At 63.9% G+C, this 15,029-nt stretch carries 17 protein-coding genes; 2 read left to right on the top strand and 15 right to left on the bottom strand.

Annotated features, from left to right (window positions below; genetic code table 11):
- Window positions 1-4: 4 nt before the first annotated feature.
- A complete protein-coding gene (locus HNO81_RS02920; RefSeq protein ID WP_175316629.1) occupies window positions 5-802 on the bottom strand; it encodes an alpha/beta hydrolase in 798 nt (265 codons plus the stop codon).
- 43 nt (window positions 803-845) lie between these two features.
- Window positions 846-1,199 carry an ATP/GTP-binding protein gene (locus tag HNO81_RS02915; RefSeq protein WP_141181823.1) on the bottom strand — a complete coding sequence of 118 codons (354 nt, stop codon included), beginning with the start codon at window positions 1,197-1,199 and terminating at the stop codon, window positions 846-848.
- A 118-nt stretch (window positions 1,200-1,317) separates the two neighbouring features.
- Here HNO81_RS02915 and nucS point away from each other — a divergent pair, with 118 nt between their 5' ends.
- Both nucS and HNO81_RS02905 read left to right on the top strand, forming a co-directional pair.
- Entirely contained in the window at window positions 1,318-2,013 is a 696-nt protein-coding gene (gene nucS, locus HNO81_RS02910) for an endonuclease NucS (protein WP_175316628.1), read from the top strand.
- Between the two features lie 305 nt (window positions 2,014-2,318).
- Window positions 2,319-2,522, top strand: a complete 204-nt coding sequence (locus HNO81_RS02905) for a cold-shock protein (RefSeq protein ID WP_011692441.1) — start codon at window positions 2,319-2,321, stop codon at window positions 2,520-2,522.
- A gap of 127 nt (window positions 2,523-2,649) precedes the next feature.
- Here the strand turns inward: HNO81_RS02905 and HNO81_RS02900 are convergent, their stop codons facing one another.
- From HNO81_RS02900 to HNO81_RS02840, 13 genes are all read right to left on the bottom strand, one after another.
- Window positions 2,650-5,226, bottom strand: a complete 2,577-nt coding sequence (locus tag HNO81_RS02900; protein WP_175316750.1) for a bifunctional lysylphosphatidylglycerol flippase/synthetase MprF — start codon at window positions 5,224-5,226, stop codon at window positions 2,650-2,652.
- A 32-nt stretch (window positions 5,227-5,258) separates the two neighbouring features.
- Window positions 5,259-6,587 (bottom strand): alpha/beta hydrolase-fold protein, encoded by a 1,329-nt coding sequence (locus tag HNO81_RS02895; RefSeq protein WP_175316627.1) that lies wholly within the window; start codon window positions 6,585-6,587, stop codon window positions 5,259-5,261.
- Window positions 6,588-6,592: 5 nt separating this feature from the next.
- The gene (locus HNO81_RS02890) at window positions 6,593-7,024 is read right to left on the bottom strand and encodes a DUF2550 domain-containing protein (protein ID WP_175316626.1); all 432 of its coding nucleotides are present in this window, start codon (window positions 7,022-7,024) and stop codon (window positions 6,593-6,595) included.
- Between the two features lie 10 nt (window positions 7,025-7,034).
- A complete protein-coding gene (locus tag HNO81_RS02885) occupies window positions 7,035-7,319 on the bottom strand; it encodes a F0F1 ATP synthase subunit epsilon (protein ID WP_018760117.1) in 285 nt (94 codons plus the stop codon).
- Between the two features lies 1 nt (window position 7,320).
- A complete protein-coding gene (atpD, locus tag HNO81_RS02880; RefSeq protein WP_175316625.1) occupies window positions 7,321-8,775 on the bottom strand; it encodes a F0F1 ATP synthase subunit beta in 1,455 nt (484 codons plus the stop codon).
- Window positions 8,776-8,857: 82 nt separating this feature from the next.
- On the bottom strand, window positions 8,858-9,748 hold the full coding sequence (locus HNO81_RS02875; protein ID WP_159631649.1) for a F0F1 ATP synthase subunit gamma: 891 nt from the start codon (window positions 9,746-9,748) through the stop codon (window positions 8,858-8,860).
- Between the two features lie 72 nt (window positions 9,749-9,820).
- A complete protein-coding gene (gene atpA, locus HNO81_RS02870) occupies window positions 9,821-11,458 on the bottom strand; it encodes a F0F1 ATP synthase subunit alpha (RefSeq protein ID WP_141160059.1) in 1,638 nt (545 codons plus the stop codon).
- A gap of 78 nt (window positions 11,459-11,536) precedes the next feature.
- Entirely contained in the window at window positions 11,537-12,364 is an 828-nt protein-coding gene (locus HNO81_RS02865) for a F0F1 ATP synthase subunit delta (RefSeq protein WP_175316624.1), read from the bottom strand.
- Window positions 12,364-12,915 (bottom strand): F0F1 ATP synthase subunit B, encoded by a 552-nt coding sequence (locus tag HNO81_RS02860; protein WP_175316623.1) that lies wholly within the window; start codon window positions 12,913-12,915, stop codon window positions 12,364-12,366. Before HNO81_RS02860 ends, HNO81_RS02865 begins: the two co-directional genes overlap by 1 nt.
- 54 nt (window positions 12,916-12,969) lie before the next feature.
- Window positions 12,970-13,188, bottom strand: coding sequence for an ATP synthase F0 subunit C (gene atpE, locus HNO81_RS02855; protein ID WP_003804776.1), 219 nt, complete (start codon window positions 13,186-13,188; stop codon window positions 12,970-12,972).
- Between the two features lie 110 nt (window positions 13,189-13,298).
- Window positions 13,299-14,099, bottom strand: a complete 801-nt coding sequence (gene atpB / locus HNO81_RS02850) for a F0F1 ATP synthase subunit A (RefSeq protein WP_159631646.1) — start codon at window positions 14,097-14,099, stop codon at window positions 13,299-13,301.
- Window positions 14,100-14,180: 81 nt separating this feature from the next.
- Window positions 14,181-14,519 carry an AtpZ/AtpI family protein gene (locus tag HNO81_RS02845; protein WP_175316622.1) on the bottom strand — a complete coding sequence of 113 codons (339 nt, stop codon included), beginning with the start codon at window positions 14,517-14,519 and terminating at the stop codon, window positions 14,181-14,183.
- Window positions 14,512-14,994 carry a hypothetical protein gene (locus tag HNO81_RS02840; RefSeq protein ID WP_175316621.1) on the bottom strand — a complete coding sequence of 161 codons (483 nt, stop codon included), beginning with the start codon at window positions 14,992-14,994 and terminating at the stop codon, window positions 14,512-14,514. The genes HNO81_RS02845 and HNO81_RS02840 overlap by 8 nt, the downstream gene beginning before the upstream one ends.
- Window positions 14,995-15,029 lie beyond the last annotated feature (35 nt).

The following is a 15,029-nucleotide window of genomic DNA, read 5'->3' as shown; positions in this document are numbered from 1 at the left end:
TGCCTCAGGCGCCGGCGGTAGCCGCTGGACCATCCCACTCCTGTGGCAGTTCCGCACGGGCGGGATCGGGACTGACGCGGGACGCAATGTCGTTCAGGACCCGCGCGGCATACTTCTCCCCCACCCACAGGTGCTTGGCGCCGGCCACGCCCACCACATGGGCCTGCGGCACCAGGCTGAAGCGTTCCGCGGCCTCGGCCGGCTGCAGGAAATCGTCATGCTCGGGCACCAGGACGGTGAGTGGCTTGCCGGATTCCGCCCACAGCTGCAGGTGCTTGTCCGTGGCCCGGTGCAGCGGAGGCGAGAGCAGCACCGCCCCCTCGATCTGCCCGGCCACAGGCTCCACGGCGCCGTACATCAGGGCCAGCTCGGTCCCGAAGGACCAGCCCACCAGCCAGCGGTTGGGCAGGTTGCGTTCCACGGCGAAGCGGACCGCAGCCTCCACGTCGTAGCGCTCGCCCACCCCTTCCTCGAAGGCGCCGCTGCTGGTGCCGCGCGGCGAGGCGGTGCCCCTGGTGTTGAAGCGCAGCACGGCGATGCCCGCCAGCGCCGGCAGCCGGTAGGAGGCTTTCCGGTAGACGTGGGAATCCATGAAGCCACCGTGCGTGGGCAGCGGGTGGAGCGTGATCAGCGTGGCCCGGACGGGACCCGATTCCGGCATTGCCAGCTCCCCCACCAGGGTGTGGCCGTCCTCGGTCTGCAGCTCGATGTTCTCGCGCCGGGCAGGCAGGACGGTGGAGGCCCGGATGGGAGCGGGGCCTCGGGTGGGGCTGAATTCGTACGACGCCGGATCAAAAGTCATGCCTGCCAGCTTAGCCACAGCGCGGGACTCGTGCCCGCGCGGGTCAGCGGTACCGGTAGCTGCGCGTCATCCAGCAGTTGGTGTGCCAGTGGCGGCGTTCTGCCAGGCCGGCGGCCGCCCCGAAAAGGTGGTCGTCCTTCCATACCACCAGGTGCGCAACGCCGGGCAGGACAGCCGTGGAGCATTCGGGGCAGATGTAGGTTTTCTCGGCATTCTTCGCGGTCATGGTGCGGACCATCCACTCGCCGTCGGGGGCGCTTTCCCGGCGGGCGATGCCTGCGCGTGCCCGTTCGAGGTCCAGCTCCGGAACATCCGCATTCCCCTTCCGCCCTGCACCGCGGCCGGAAACGGGGCCCTTGCCGGACGCGGGACGGCGGGGACGGTTGGAACGCGGCATGTATCCATTCTGCCCCAGCGGATCCACCGCCCCGCGCCGCGCCACAGGTGCCCTGCCGTCCCGCCCGGCCGTCCGCCGTCGGGCACGCCCTGCCTGCCCACGCGATAGTCTGTACGGCGTGCGACTCGTCATAGCCCATTGCTCCGTTGATTACGTTGGCCGGCTCAAGGCCCATCTCCCCCTCGCCACCCGGCTCCTGCTGGTGAAGGCGGACGGCTCCGTGCTGGTGCATTCCGACGGCGGTTCCTACAAGCCGCTGAACTGGATGAGCCCGCCGGCAACCCTGCGGGTTTCGTCCCCGGACGATGTGGACCTTGAACTGGGCGTGGTGGAGCAGTGGACAGTGCAGTCAGCCAAGACCGACGACCGGCTCATCATCAACATCCACGAAAAGGTCAGCGAGTCATCCCACGACCTCGGCGTCGACCCCGGGCTGATCAAGGACGGCGTGGAGGCGGACCTCCAGCGGTTGCTGGCCGACCAGATTGAAACCCTGGGCCAGGGCTACTCCCTGATCCGGCGCGAGTACTTCACCGCGATCGGCCCCGTTGACATCCTTGCCCGGGACGCGGACGGCGCCACCGTGGCCATCGAACTCAAGCGCCGCGGGGACATCGACGGCGTGGAGCAGCTCACCAGGTACCTGGAGCTGCTTAACCGCGACCCCCTGCTGGCACCGGTCCGCGGGATCTTCGCGGCCCAGCAGATCAAGCCGCAGGCCAGGGTGCTGGCCAATGACCGCGGCATCGACTGCGTCACCCTCGACTATGACGCAATGCGCGGAGTCGATGACAGTGAATCCAGGCTCTTCTAGGATTTCTTCTGTTGCTTTGGGCACCTAATTTCCTGGCTTTCCGGTCCGCTTTCGTTGTCACCTGTTTTTTACCTAAATTTTCTCTTTTTTGCCGTTTGGCCCGTTGACCTGCGGGAACGGGCATGAAATTCTTATCTCAGTCTTTGTGTAGGTGTTTTTCATGCTCGCAAGACATGTTGCGAGCGCGAAGCTCCTGCAGCGCCGGACCTTTTCCAGGCAAGGCAATCCAGGATTCTTCTCGCGGAGTGACCAAGGGCGGCACGAGGTGTGCCGGTCTTAAAAAGTTCCACAATGAGGAGAAATAAATGGCACAGGGAACCGTCAAGTGGTTTAACGCTGAAAAGGGCTTCGGCTTTATCACCCCGGACGACTCCGATGGCGATGTCTTCGTCCACTACTCCGAGATCCAGACCGGTGGATTCAAGACGCTCGACGAGAACCAGCGCGTTCAGTTCGAAATCGGCCAGGGCGCCAAGGGCCCCCAGGCCACCGGCGTAACGCTGGTCTAATAACCGCCCGGCCGCTGACGGTGGCTGAAGGTTAAACAAATGATCCCCGGCAGTTGCCGGGGATCATTTGTTTAAGTAAACCTGCGCATCCCACACGCGACTTTGCCATTGCCTGCCGGCGGCCGGTTCAGGTCACCAGCTTGCGCACCAGCCGGGCGCCCTGTGCCAGGGACAGTCCCGGAAGGTAGGCGCGGGTCAGCGCCCTGCCGATCGCCGGCAGCTGCAGGGGGTCCTGGTAGTACAGGTACAGTGCCCGGTACTCGGGCTTGAACCGCGATTTGAAGGCGGCCAGCGAGCGGAAGCCGTAAACGGGCTCCAGTGCGTGGCCCACCAGGTCAAGGATCCGCACCAGGTTCTGAGCGCCCTCATCGGTGGCTGCCGCGTCCTGGTCGCTGACCGTTTCCGTCCCCTCACCGCCGGCAACGGTCTCTCTTTGACCGTCGCCTTGCCCGGCCTGGCCCTCCGGACGGCTTGCCAGCGGCGAACCGGAGAGGGAAATCATGTCCACGGAATCACGCAGTTCAAGGACCGCGGAGGCGATCAGGAATTCCATCACGCCCGGGAAGCCTTCGCTGCCCCGCCGCATGACGTCCAGCGTCCGGCTGACCAGCCGCCCGCCGTCGTATACCGGAAGCCAACTGGTCACGCCGTGGACCGCGCCGTTGCCGTCCACGGCCAGGCAGCAAAGGACTTCCTCGTCGTCGAGTTCATCCACTCCCCCCAGCGTGAAGCCCATCTCGGGAACGGATTTACCGGCGGCCCATTCTTCGGACACCTCGTTCAACCGTGAGCGGAGGGCCGCCGGCAGCGAATGGTAGGAACCCCAGACTGCGTGGACCCCCAACTTGGTGGCACGGTTCAGCGCCGTCCTGACGTTTTGCCATTCCTTTCCCTTGAATTCAAGCTCGTTGAGCGCCAGCCGGGTTTCCTGGGCCACGGCTACCCGGGAGAAGCCGCGTTCGCGAAGTGCCGGCCACAGGGAATCGTCGCACGAATACAGCGCGGGGATCAGCGCCTGGCTGCGGCAATAGTCCAGGAAGCCTTCCGTCACGCGCTGCTCGGCGCTGCGCTCACCAAAGGCGCCGCCCAGGGTCAGGGCCACCGTCCCGTGCTGCTGGAAGGCCATTGCACCGGCACCGTCCGGACTGAACCAGTAGGTGTTGGGCTCCCACAGCGCCATCCAGGACAGCGGTCCCCCGCCCTGGTGGAGCAGCTGCCGGGCACGGTCGCGGTCCTGCCGGCCGAAATTCAGGCCGTGGTGGCGCCCCACCAGCACCCACCACACAGCCACCAGGGCCACCAGCCAGAAGACCGGGCCTGAGTAGGCGAACAGCAGTGCTTCCGCGCTGTCCCGCTCCGGAAAGACCCGGCGGAAATGCTGCGGTATGGGTACCGGAACGTACTGCCGCGCCAGTTCAGCGAAAAGACCCAGCAGGCCGCCGTCGCGGGCCAGCCCGCCGGACCAGAACCAGGCAACCGTGTAGGAGCCGGCCAGGACAAGCCATGTCCCGCAGACCACGGCCCCGAGGGTCCGCCGGGCACCCGGGCGGGTCTGCACGCGGAACTGCCGGCGGTTCAGCCACAGCACCACGGCCAGGAGGAGCGGCACAACCACGAGGGGAAGCACGTGGGCGAAGGCCGAGGACAGCGGCGTTGCGTGTGCGCCCTGGAGGCGCGAAGGAACCAGGGCAAAGAGGGCAAGGTAGACAGCTGCCAGGGCTGTGACGGCCAGCTGGATCGCCAACGCTATGTTCAGCGCCAGGCGGCGGCCCCGGCGCATGCCGTCGGCGCAGATCAGCAGCAGGATGACGGGGACCACCGCCAGGGCCAGGCCGAACGGACCGGCGAACCCTGCCCGTCCCGTCTCCAGGCAGGATGCGTCCACGGTGGCGCCGCAGTTGAAGACCAGCTCGCTGAGTGTGGGCATGGGGCTCAGCACCACGTCCCGAAGGAGCGCCAAAGGACCGGTGGGGGCCCTCGTGATTCCCGTCAGGATGGGTCCCACGGCGAACACGGCGACAGTAAGGGCCAGGAGGTTCCTGGTCTCCCTGCCGGTGGAGCGGTGGCGGTGGAGCCGTCCCTGGTCACCCTGGATCCACCAGCCCGCCAGAAGGCCCAGGAGGGCACCGATGAGGCCGATGACCGTTTCGGCGTGGCCCACATACAGGACCAGCAGGATGGAGATGGACAGCACGGCCGTACGGAGCCGGCGCTGCCACAGCAGCGTGATCCTGGCGCTGGCGGCAAGGCCGGCCGTCAGCAGCGGCGCGTAGGGGCCGATCAGGTTGTCATGGACCATCCGGTCCAGCCAGCCGTCCCCGATGTAGCCCGCCAGCTGGGTCACCAGCAGGAACACCGTGACGGCGGCGAACTGGCCGCCAAAAAACAGTCCCGCTGCGGCGCGGCGGCCAAGCTTGCGTTCCGCGAGGCCGAGCAGCAGGACCATCATCAGCGATGCGGTGAGGTACGCCAGCGGGTTTGTGGCGAAGAAGAGGCTGGTGAACAGGGACCACCAGTGCCCGTCGCGCAGGCCCGGTCCGCTGACGGATGCAAGTCCCAGGAGCTTTTCCGGCGGTCCGTCCAGGAAGCTTCCGGTCAGGGCTGCGGCAGCGAGGAAGGCAATGACCACGGCCAGGGTGAAGGGCATCGCTTTCAGCGCTGCCAGCGCCTGCCCCAGGGCAGGGCGGCCGACGGCGGCCCACATCAGGGCGACGGTACGGTCAGGTTTCCTGGTGATCACCACTGCAGTCCCCACTGGGTGCCAAGGAACTGCAGGGCATCGGCAATGCGCTTGGACGAGGTGTCCCAGGAATGCCCGGTGTGCTCCACTTCGTACGCCCGGACGGTGAAGCCTGCACCCTCCGCCGCAGCGGCCAGCGTGCGGAGGTTCCCCACGAACTCAGGATCGTTCTGGCCTGCAGTAAGGTACATGCCGCTGGAGTCGAACCGTTGGTGCTTCATGATCTCCAGTGGGGTCTGTCTGGTGAATTCTTCGGGGTTTCCGGGGAAGGCCGCGTCTATGGTCTTCTGCCGCTCCTTGGCAATGGCGGGCTCGGCTTCGCTGGAAAAGGCCAGCACATCTGCGTAGATGTCCGGATGTCGGGTTCCCATCTGCACCGCGCAAGTGCCACCGAAGGAGAAACCGCCCACAGCCCAGTGTCTGTGGTTGGTATCCACCGCCAGTGTGGAACTGATCCAGCGGGGTACGTCCTGCGACAGGTAGGTGTCTGCCTTGGCAATGCGGCTGTCCATGCACATGGTGTTCGCCGACTGCGATCCGTTCGGATCCGGGATGACCACTACGGGGGCCACTCCCCCGTGCGCGGCAGCGAAGGAGTCCATATGGCCGCGGATCGCTCCGCCCGTCAGCCAGTCCGCGGGACCACCCGGCTGTCCAGCCACCAGGACCAGGACCGGCAATGCGGGCCGGTTGGCGGCGAAGTAAGCCGGGGGAAGATAGATGAAGGCTTCCCGCGTGTTCATGCCGGACGCTGTTCCCGGGATGGGAGACCGCCGCAGTTCACCCCCGGCAGGAAGCCCGCCCTGAGGCGTCCATCCCTGCAGCGGTACGCCGTCGGGTTCGCCCGGGTGGCGCATCACGTCCTGGCCGAGGGCGGGGATGCGGGCCAGGGCAGTTCCCAAGAGGTCGCTCACCGTCCTGTTCAGGCCAAAGTAGGCGTTGATCTGGATTGCGGACAGCAGGACCACCAGCACGGCGGCGAGGACACCGCTGCTGCGCCCGCCCCAGCCTGTCCGGGGAAAACGGAGTGCGCCCAGGATGATCGCCGCGACTCCGGGCACCAGCCACAGCAGCACTGGGTCCGGAAGATCCTCCGGAAAGACTGTGAAAACGTTGATGAGGGCCCAGTGGACCGTGGCCACCAGGGCGGACGCGGCTGCGGCTGCCAGAATGATGCGCAGGCCCCAGGCCCTCGCCCGGTGCGCTGGTGTCAGGGAAGCGCGCCAGGGCGGCACCAGGAGGTAGGCAGCGCCGCCAACTCCCAGCACCAGGACCGTTCCGTACAGCGGACCGTCCGTGAGCCGGATGTCTGAAAACCAGTCCACGTTGGCTAGCGCCAGGTCCCCACGCCGATGACCGGACCAGCTTCGAGCCAGGATGAGAGACCCGTGTAGGCATCGAATTTCATGGCTAAGTGCAGGTCCTGGCCCTCATACCTGAGTTCGACGATGACGACGTCCGGCTGGACCTTCACGGCTTCGGCTTCCGTGGGTTTCCTGCGGCCCAGCAGCTCCAGTGAGCTGCGTTTGAAGGTGTATTTGGGACGGACGCTCAGGGAGATGAGCCTGAACCATTCAAGGTCGTTGTCCTGATAACGACAAACCCCCATCTGCCAGCTGTTTCCAGCTACGCAAATGGAGGCGTCCACCGTGCCGAGGGCACGCCGCAGGTTGAAGCGGCGCACCCCCGAAAGGCACAGTGCAATAATCAGCAATCCGAAGGCGATTGCCAGTGCGATGAACGAAATACCCGGTGCGTCCATCAAGGTCGTGCTAGCGGATCCCAGCGGTAGCCGAGCCGCCCAGCTGGGCGTTGTCAGCAACGATCACCACGCGGTTGTTGTCGACGGAGAAGAATCCACCGTCCACGTCCACCGCAATGCGATCACCGGACACCGGCTGGATTGCCAGTTCACCCTCGGCCAGGATCGCCAGCAGGGGCGAGTGGCCGGGCAGGATTCCGATTTCACCATCGCTGGTGCGGGCCTTGACCATCTTGGCCGCTCCGGACCACACAAAGTGGTCCGCTGCGACAATCTCAACCTCAAGCTCAGCCATATTACTTGGTCTGTTCCTGGATCTTGGCCCACTGGCGCTCAACGTCATCGAGGCCGCCGACGTTGAAGAACGCCTGCTCGGCGATGTGGTCGAGCTCGCCGTCGCAGATGGCCGAGAAGCCTTCAACAGTGTCCTTGATGGAAACCGTGGAGCCTTCCACGCCGGTGAACTGCTTGGCGGTGTAGGTGTTCTGCGACAGGAACTGCTGGATGCGGCGTGCACGGGACACGACGATCTTGTCTTCCTCGGAGAGTTCATCGACACCAAGGATGGCGATGATGTCCTGGAGTTCCTTGTTCTTCTGCAGGATCTGCTTCACACGGACGGCCGTGTTGTAGTGGTCCTTGCCGATGTACTGGGGATCCAGGATGCGCGAGGTGGACGTCAGCGGGTCAACGGCCGGGTACAGACCACGGGAGGCGATTTCACGGGAAAGTTCCGTGGTCGCGTCGAGGTGTGCGAAGGTCGTGGCTGGAGCCGGGTCGGTGTAGTCATCTGCGGGAACGTAGATGGCCTGCATCGAGGTGATGGAGTGGCCCTTGGTGGAGGTAATGCGCTCCTGCAGGAGGCCCATTTCGTCAGCCAGGTTGGGCTGGTAGCCCACGGCGGACGGCATGCGGCCCAGCAGGGTGGAAACCTCGGAACCTGCCTGGGTGAACCGGAAGATGTTGTCGATGAAGAGCAGCACGTCCTGGTTCTGGACATCGCGGAAGTATTCCGCCATGGTCAGGGCGGACAGTGCCACGCGCAGGCGCGTTCCCGGCGGCTCGTCCATCTGGCCGAATACAAGGGCGGTGTCCTTGAGGACTCCTGCCTCTTCCATTTCAACCCAGAGGTCGTTGCCCTCACGGGTACGCTCGCCAACACCGGCGAACACGGAAGTACCACCGAAGTTGCGGGCAACACGGGTGATCATTTCCTGGATCAGAACGGTCTTGCCCACGCCGGCGCCGCCGAACAGGCCGATCTTTCCACCCTTGATGTACGGGGTGAGAAGGTCGATGACCTTGATGCCGGTTTCCAGCATCTCGGTGGAGCCTTCGAGCGAAGCGAAGCTGGGAGCCTTGCGGTGGATGGGCCAGCGTTCGCTGACTTCCAGTTCCGACTCTGCAACGTCCAGGGGCTGGCCCAGCACGTTGAAGATGTGGCCCTTGACGCCGTCGCCCACGGGAACGGAGATCGGGGCACCGGTATCGACGACGCCGGTGCCGCGGACCAGGCCGTCAGTTGCCTGCAGCGAGATGGCGCGGATGAGGTTGTCGCCGAGGTGCAGCGCAACTTCGAAGGTGATGGTCTTGGTCTCACCGTTGAGAGTGATCTCGGTGGTGAGGGCGTTATAGATCGACGGGATTGCGTCAGCCGGGAATTCGACGTCGACAACCGGGCCGATTACGCGCGCAATACGGCCGGTTGCACCGGACGTTGCGGCTACGTGTTCGGTAGCAGTGGCAGTCATCTCTCTCACTTCATTCAGTAGATGGCATGGGGTTAAGTCTATCTGTGGTGGTGCTGGTTCCGCGGAACCGAGGGGCGGCAGGCTACGACGCTAGGGCGTCGGCACCTGCCACAATCTCGGAGAGCTCCTGCGTGATTTCGGCCTGGCGGGCCGTGTTGCGCAGACGCGTGTACTTCTTGATCAGGTCCGTTGCGTTGTCGCCTGCGGACTTCATCGCCCGCTGGCGGGCCGCAAGCTCGGAAGCTGCCGCCTGCAGCATGGCTGCGAAAATCCGCGATTCGATGTAGCGCGGCAGCAGGGCGTCAAGGACACGCTCCGTTTCCGGCTCGAACTCATACAGCGGCAGGAGCTCTGATTCGGAAGCAGCCTGTTCTTCCACTACTTCCAGCGGGAGCAGGCGGATGACCGTCGGCTCCTGGGTAACCATGGACTTGAAGCGGGTGTAGACAACGTGGATTTCGTCCACGCCGCCCTCTTCGAAGTCAGTGGCGAAATCTGCCAGCAGCGCTTCGCCGATTTCACGGGCGGTGCCGAACTCTGGAGCGTCGGTTCCTCCGGTCCAGACCCGCGTGTACTCGCGGTTCCGGAATTCGAAGTACGCCTGGGCCTTGCGGCCCACGAGGTAGGTCTTGACTTCCTTGCCTTCGTCGTGGAGCAGCTCGAAGAGACCTTCCGCCTGCTTGAGCACGCTCGCCGAGTAGGATCCTGCCAGGCCACGGTCCGAGGTGATTACCAGGACGGCGGCACGGCGGATCTGCTCCGGCTCAGTGGTCAGCGGGTGGTCGATTTCGCTTTGGCTGGCGACAGCAGAAACAGCGCGCGTGATCGCGTTCGCGTAAGGCAGTGAAGCTGCTACGCGCGCACGGGCCTTCCCGATGCGCGAGGTAGCGATCAGTTCCATCGCCTTGAAGATCTTGCGCATCGACGTGGTCGAGCTGATCTTCTGGCGGTAGACCCGGATCTGGGCTCCCATACTTATCCTTTCCTAACATTCCGTCGCTGGGTGTGCCGGACCCTGGGGCCCGGCACACCCGGCGATGCGGAACTAGCGCTTCTGCTTGACGATCTTTTCCTGGTCGACTTCGCCCTCGGAGATAGCGTCATGCTCCTCGTGGCCGGCGCCTACCAGGTGGTTGTCACCTTCGCCGAAGAAGCCCTTCTTGAAGTCCACAATCGAGGACTTCAGAGCGGCAACGGTGTCATCGTCCAGAACGTTGGTCTGGGCCAGCGTGGTCAGGATCGAGGACTTGTGGCGCAGGTGCTCCAGGAACTCGGCCTCAAAGCGGCTGATGTCCTCGACGGGAACGTCATCCAGGTAGCCGTTGGTGCCGGCCCAGATGGACACAACCTGGTCCTCCACCGGGAACGGCGAGTACTGGCCCTGCTTGAGCAGTTCCATCAGGCGTGCACCACGGGTCAGCTGCTGGCGGGACGCGGCGTCCAGGTCGGATGCGAACATCGCGAATGCCTGCATGTCGCGGTACTGGGCGAGGTCCAGCTTCAAGGTACCGGAGACCTTCTTCATGGACTTCACCTGGGCGGCACCGCCAACGCGGGACACCGAGACACCCACGTCAACAGCGGGACGCTGGTTGGCGTTGAAGAGGTCCGACTGCAGGAAGATCTGGCCGTCGGTGATGGAGATGACGTTGGTCGGGATGTAGGCGGACACGTCATTCGCCTTGGTCTCGATCAGCGGCAGGCCCGTCATGGAGCCGGCGCCGAGCTCGTCGGAGAGCTTTGCACAACGCTCCAGCAGGCGGGAGTGCAGGTAGAACACGTCGCCCGGGTAGGCTTCGCGTCCCGGCGGGCGGCGGAGGAGCAGCGACACGGCGCGGTATGCCTCGGCCTGCTTGGACAGGTCATCAAACACGATCAGGACGTGCTTGCCGCCGTACATCCAGTGCTGGCCAATGGCCGAGCCCGCGTACGGTGCCAGGTACTTGAAGCCTGCGGGGTCGGACGCGGGAGAGGCCACAATGGTGGTGTACTCAAGCGCGCCGTTGTCCTCGAGGGTCTGGCGGATGGCGGCAATGGTGGACGCCTTCTGGCCGATGGCGACGTAGATGCAGCGGACCTGCTTGGTGACATCGCCCGAAGCCCAGTTGGCCTTCTGGTTGATGATGGTGTCGATCGCGATGGCGGACTTGCCGGTCTGGCGGTCGCCGATGATCAGCTGGCGCTGGCCGCGGCCGATCGGGATCATCGCGTCGATGGCCTTCAGGCCGGTCTGCATCGGTTCGTGGACCGACTTGCGCTGGGTCACGCCGGGCGCCTGGAGTTCCAGGGCACGGGTGGTTTCAGCCTTGATCTCGCCAAGGTCGTCCATGGGCTGGCCCAGGGGGTCAACCACGCGGCCGAGGAAGGCGTCGCCAACCGGAACGGACAAAACCTGCCCGGTGCGGTGTACTTCCTGGCCTTCCTCGATGCCCTGGAAGTCGCCGAGGATAATGACACCGATCTCGCGGACGTCAAGGTTCTGGGCCAGGCCCAGCGTGCCGTCTTCGAAGCGAAGAAGCTCGTTCGCCATGACCGAGGGAAGGCCCTCAACACGGGCGATGCCGTCACCTGCGGTCGTTACACGGCCAACCTCTACGCGCTCTGCGTTTCCGGGTTCGTAGGACGCCGCGAACTCGTTCAACGCATTACGGACGTCGTCGGCGTTGATGGTCAATTCGGCCATCTGCAGTCCCTGCTCTCCTGTTTGTGATCACCGCAAACGGTGACCGGGTTTTCTATCAGTTTGGTTGTGCTTGTCCGGCTAGCCGGCCAGCTGGCGTTGCAGTTCGCCCAGCCGGGAGAGTACCGAAGCGTCAAGCACTTCGTCACCCACCTGGACGCGGATTCCGCCAATAAGCGAGGGGTCAACGTTGATGTTGACCTTGAGTTCCCGCCCGTACAGCGCGTTCAGGCCCGCCTGGAGGCGTGCCAGCTGCGTCTGCGACAAGGGCCGGGTTACGCTGACCGTTGCAATCCAGCGCTGCTGCCGCTTGGCCGCCAGTTCGGCGAACCGTTCCACAAGCCGGGTGGGCTTGATCCCGCGTGGTTCGCTGACAGCCTGCGTAATGAGGACTTTGGCTTCCTCGCTGACGCCGGGTACCAGCTTCTCGGCAAGGCCAGCCTTAGCTGCACCCGATGCCTGCGGTTCGGACAGAGCACGTTGTACCTCGTGGTTGGAGGCAACAGCCTGGTTGAAGGAAAACAGATCGTTTTCCAGCTCTTCCAGGCCAGTGATTCCGGAGGCAGAAACGGCCGACTTGTTTTCAGCAACGGAAATGACCACCGTTGCGGCAAGAGTCTCGAGTGCATCGCCGATGTCACGTGCCGATGCCCAGCGTGAGCTGGCCAGTCCGGCCGCAATCTCAGCAGCATCAGCGGAGACTTTTCCGCCAACCAGCTGCCGCACCAGCGCCGACTTTTCGTCACCGCTGCGCGAGGGGTCAGTCAGGGCACGGCGCAAGCCAGCCGAGCTGTCCACCATTCCCAGAATTCCGAAGAGTTCCTTTGCCAGCTGCAGCGACGCCGTAGGAAGTTTCGCTTCCAAACCGGCAAGGGCTGTTGCCAGCGATTCGCTCGATACGCCTGCCATTACTTAGCTGCACCTGCGTTCTGGGACTCCAGATCTGCCAGGAAACGGTCCACTACCCGTGCTGCGCGTGCGTCGTCGTCGAGGGACTCGCCCACGATGCGGCCGGCAAGGGTGGTGGCCAGGGTGCCTACCTCAGAGCGCAGGGACACAACGGCCGCCTGGCGCTCGGATTCGATCTGTGCGTGGGCCTGTGCGGTGATGCGGGCAGACTCTGCTGCCGCCTTCTCCTTGAGATCCGCGAGGATCTGGGCACCTTCGGCGCGGGCTTCCTCACGGATGCGGTTGGCTTCGGTGCGGGCGTCGGTCAGCTGCTGCTTGTACTCTTCGAGTGCAGCAGACGCCTCAGCCTGGGCCTTTTCAGCCTTGGCGATACCGCCTTCGATGGCCTCGGCACGCTCTGCAAAGGTCTTCTCGAACATCGGGACAACAAACTTGACCACGATGAAGAAGAGGATGGCAAAGCCCACGAAGACAACCAGCATTTCCCAGCCATTGGGAACAAGGGGGTTGACGTCGCCTTCAGCGGCGGCTGAGATGATCAGCTGATGCATATTTCACCCGTCCTTATCTACTCGGTTCTGAATGTTCGCTGAGTTCTGAAGGGTTTACTTGAGAACGAAAGCGAAGACCAGGCCCAGGATGGCGAGTGCTTCGGTCAGGGCCAGGCCGAGGAATGCGATCGGCTGCAGGACGCGCTGGGCTTCCGGCTGGCGTGCAACGCCGTTGATGTAGGCAGCGAACACGAGACCCACACCGATACCACCGCCGATAGCCGAGAGGCCATAGCCGATGAGGTTGAGGGAGCCGTTGATGGAGCCTTCCATTTTTTTTCCTTTCAAGATGCCACTTGTGTGGCAGGTTGTTTGGGTTGCTTCATCCCCGCTAGGGGAAGACTGTGGTGTGCCGCCGGTGCGTGTTGCCCCGGCTGGCGTGCCTAGTGGCTGTCGGCGTGCAGTGCGCCTTCGATGTAGATCGCGGTCAGCAGCGTAAAGACGTAGGCCTGCAGGACCATGATCAGGGCTTCAAGCATGTACATGGCGATGGCACCGGCGAGAACCAGGATCGAGGTTCCCTTCAGCAGCACGTTCTCCTGCATGATGAGGTACTCGATGCCGGAACCGGCGATCATCACGATCAGGTGGCCGGCGAGCATGGTCGCGAACAGACGGAGGCTGTGCGTGACGGGCCGGACAACGAAGTTGGAGATGATTTCGATCGGGATGACGATCGGCAGGATGTACCACGGCACGCCCGAGGGGACCGTTGCAAGCTTGAAGTAGCGCAGGCCGTTCTTCTTGACGCCGATGGCGATCCAGGTGACGTACACCAGGCCGGCCAGCACATACGCTCCACCCACGTGCGAGAACGTGGGGAGCTGGAACACCGGGATGGCGCCGTAGATGTTGTTGACCAGGATGAAGAAGAACAGGCTGAACAGCAGGGGGACGTACTTAATGAAGTCCCTGCCGCCGATGATGTCCTTGGCAATACCGTTGCGGACGAAGCCGTAAGCGGCTTCGCCGGCGAACTGGAGCTTGCCGGGTACCAGCTGCTGCTTGCGTGCGGCGAGCACGAAGAAGACGGCGATAAAGACGACAGAGAGGAGGACCAGCAGCATCTGCTTGGAGAATCCTTCTGCGGCACCCCACGGCAGGATTGCCGGCAAATGCATTTCGTTAATACCAGGAGGAGTGAACTCTCCTGAATCTTGGGCCGGGAGCGCAAGCGCGATCAACGCGTTTCCTCTCTGCAGTGTCCATCATTGGGCGTTGGGCGGGGTCCGGCAGCGTGACAGCCTGCTGTTCCCCCTGTGAAATTATTTGGCACTATCTTTTCCGTCCTGGGACGGTGCGCTGGGAGCATGGCGCCCATCAGCAATTTTTCGGGAACTGGTGAGGCCGTGCATGTGGGAAAGGTAGAAACCTCCGACGGCTCCAAGCAGAGCGCCTGCGAGCACAATCCAGCGCGTTCCCCACAGATAATCCAGTCCCCACCCTATCAAACTCCAGACGATGATTCCGCCAATGATGTAGCTGAATACAGCCATTCCAGCGTTGTAGCCCCCATCGGTGGACACGTCGGCAGCACCCTGCGTGGAGTCGGTTGATCCGCGTTTGCCATGTGCGGCGCCTGCGGCTTTTTTCCGATCACGCATTGGATGCTCCCTTGTCTTCTGGATCGTTGTAGATCTGGAGGCGCGCCCTGCTGAAGCCATGGATCTCTGCGGCCTGCCACAGGACCACCGCCACGATGGCGCCGATGATGAACCAGCGGCCGTGGAGCCATTCAGGAGCACCGATGACGAACAGGACAACGGCGAAGCCAACCACTTTGATGAAGTAGGTGGCGACGAACATTCCGATTGCACCCGATGGGTTGCTTCGTCCCACGAAGTGGCCCACCAGCAGGCTGATGCTGAAGAACAGCATCACCAGCAGGCCGCCCAGGACGCTGGAGACCGCCCCGGTGGCCCCGTTGAGGACAGCGGCCGGGATTGCGCACAGCACAAGTCCGGCAACTGCAGCAACAGAGCTGCGCTTGAGCAGGTTCAGCCAGAGCGAACGGGTGGGACCAGACGTACCAACGGGTCCATTGCCGGAGGCAGGTCCGGACTCGGCGTTGGAGGTCATGAGATCCCAATCGTCGTCACCACATGACGGATCGC

It is taken from the genome of Pseudarthrobacter sp. C4D7 (assembly GCF_013359725.1).
Lineage (GTDB): Bacteria > Actinomycetota > Actinomycetes > Actinomycetales > Micrococcaceae > Arthrobacter.
This window is presented reverse-complemented; position numbering and strand designations above follow the sequence as displayed.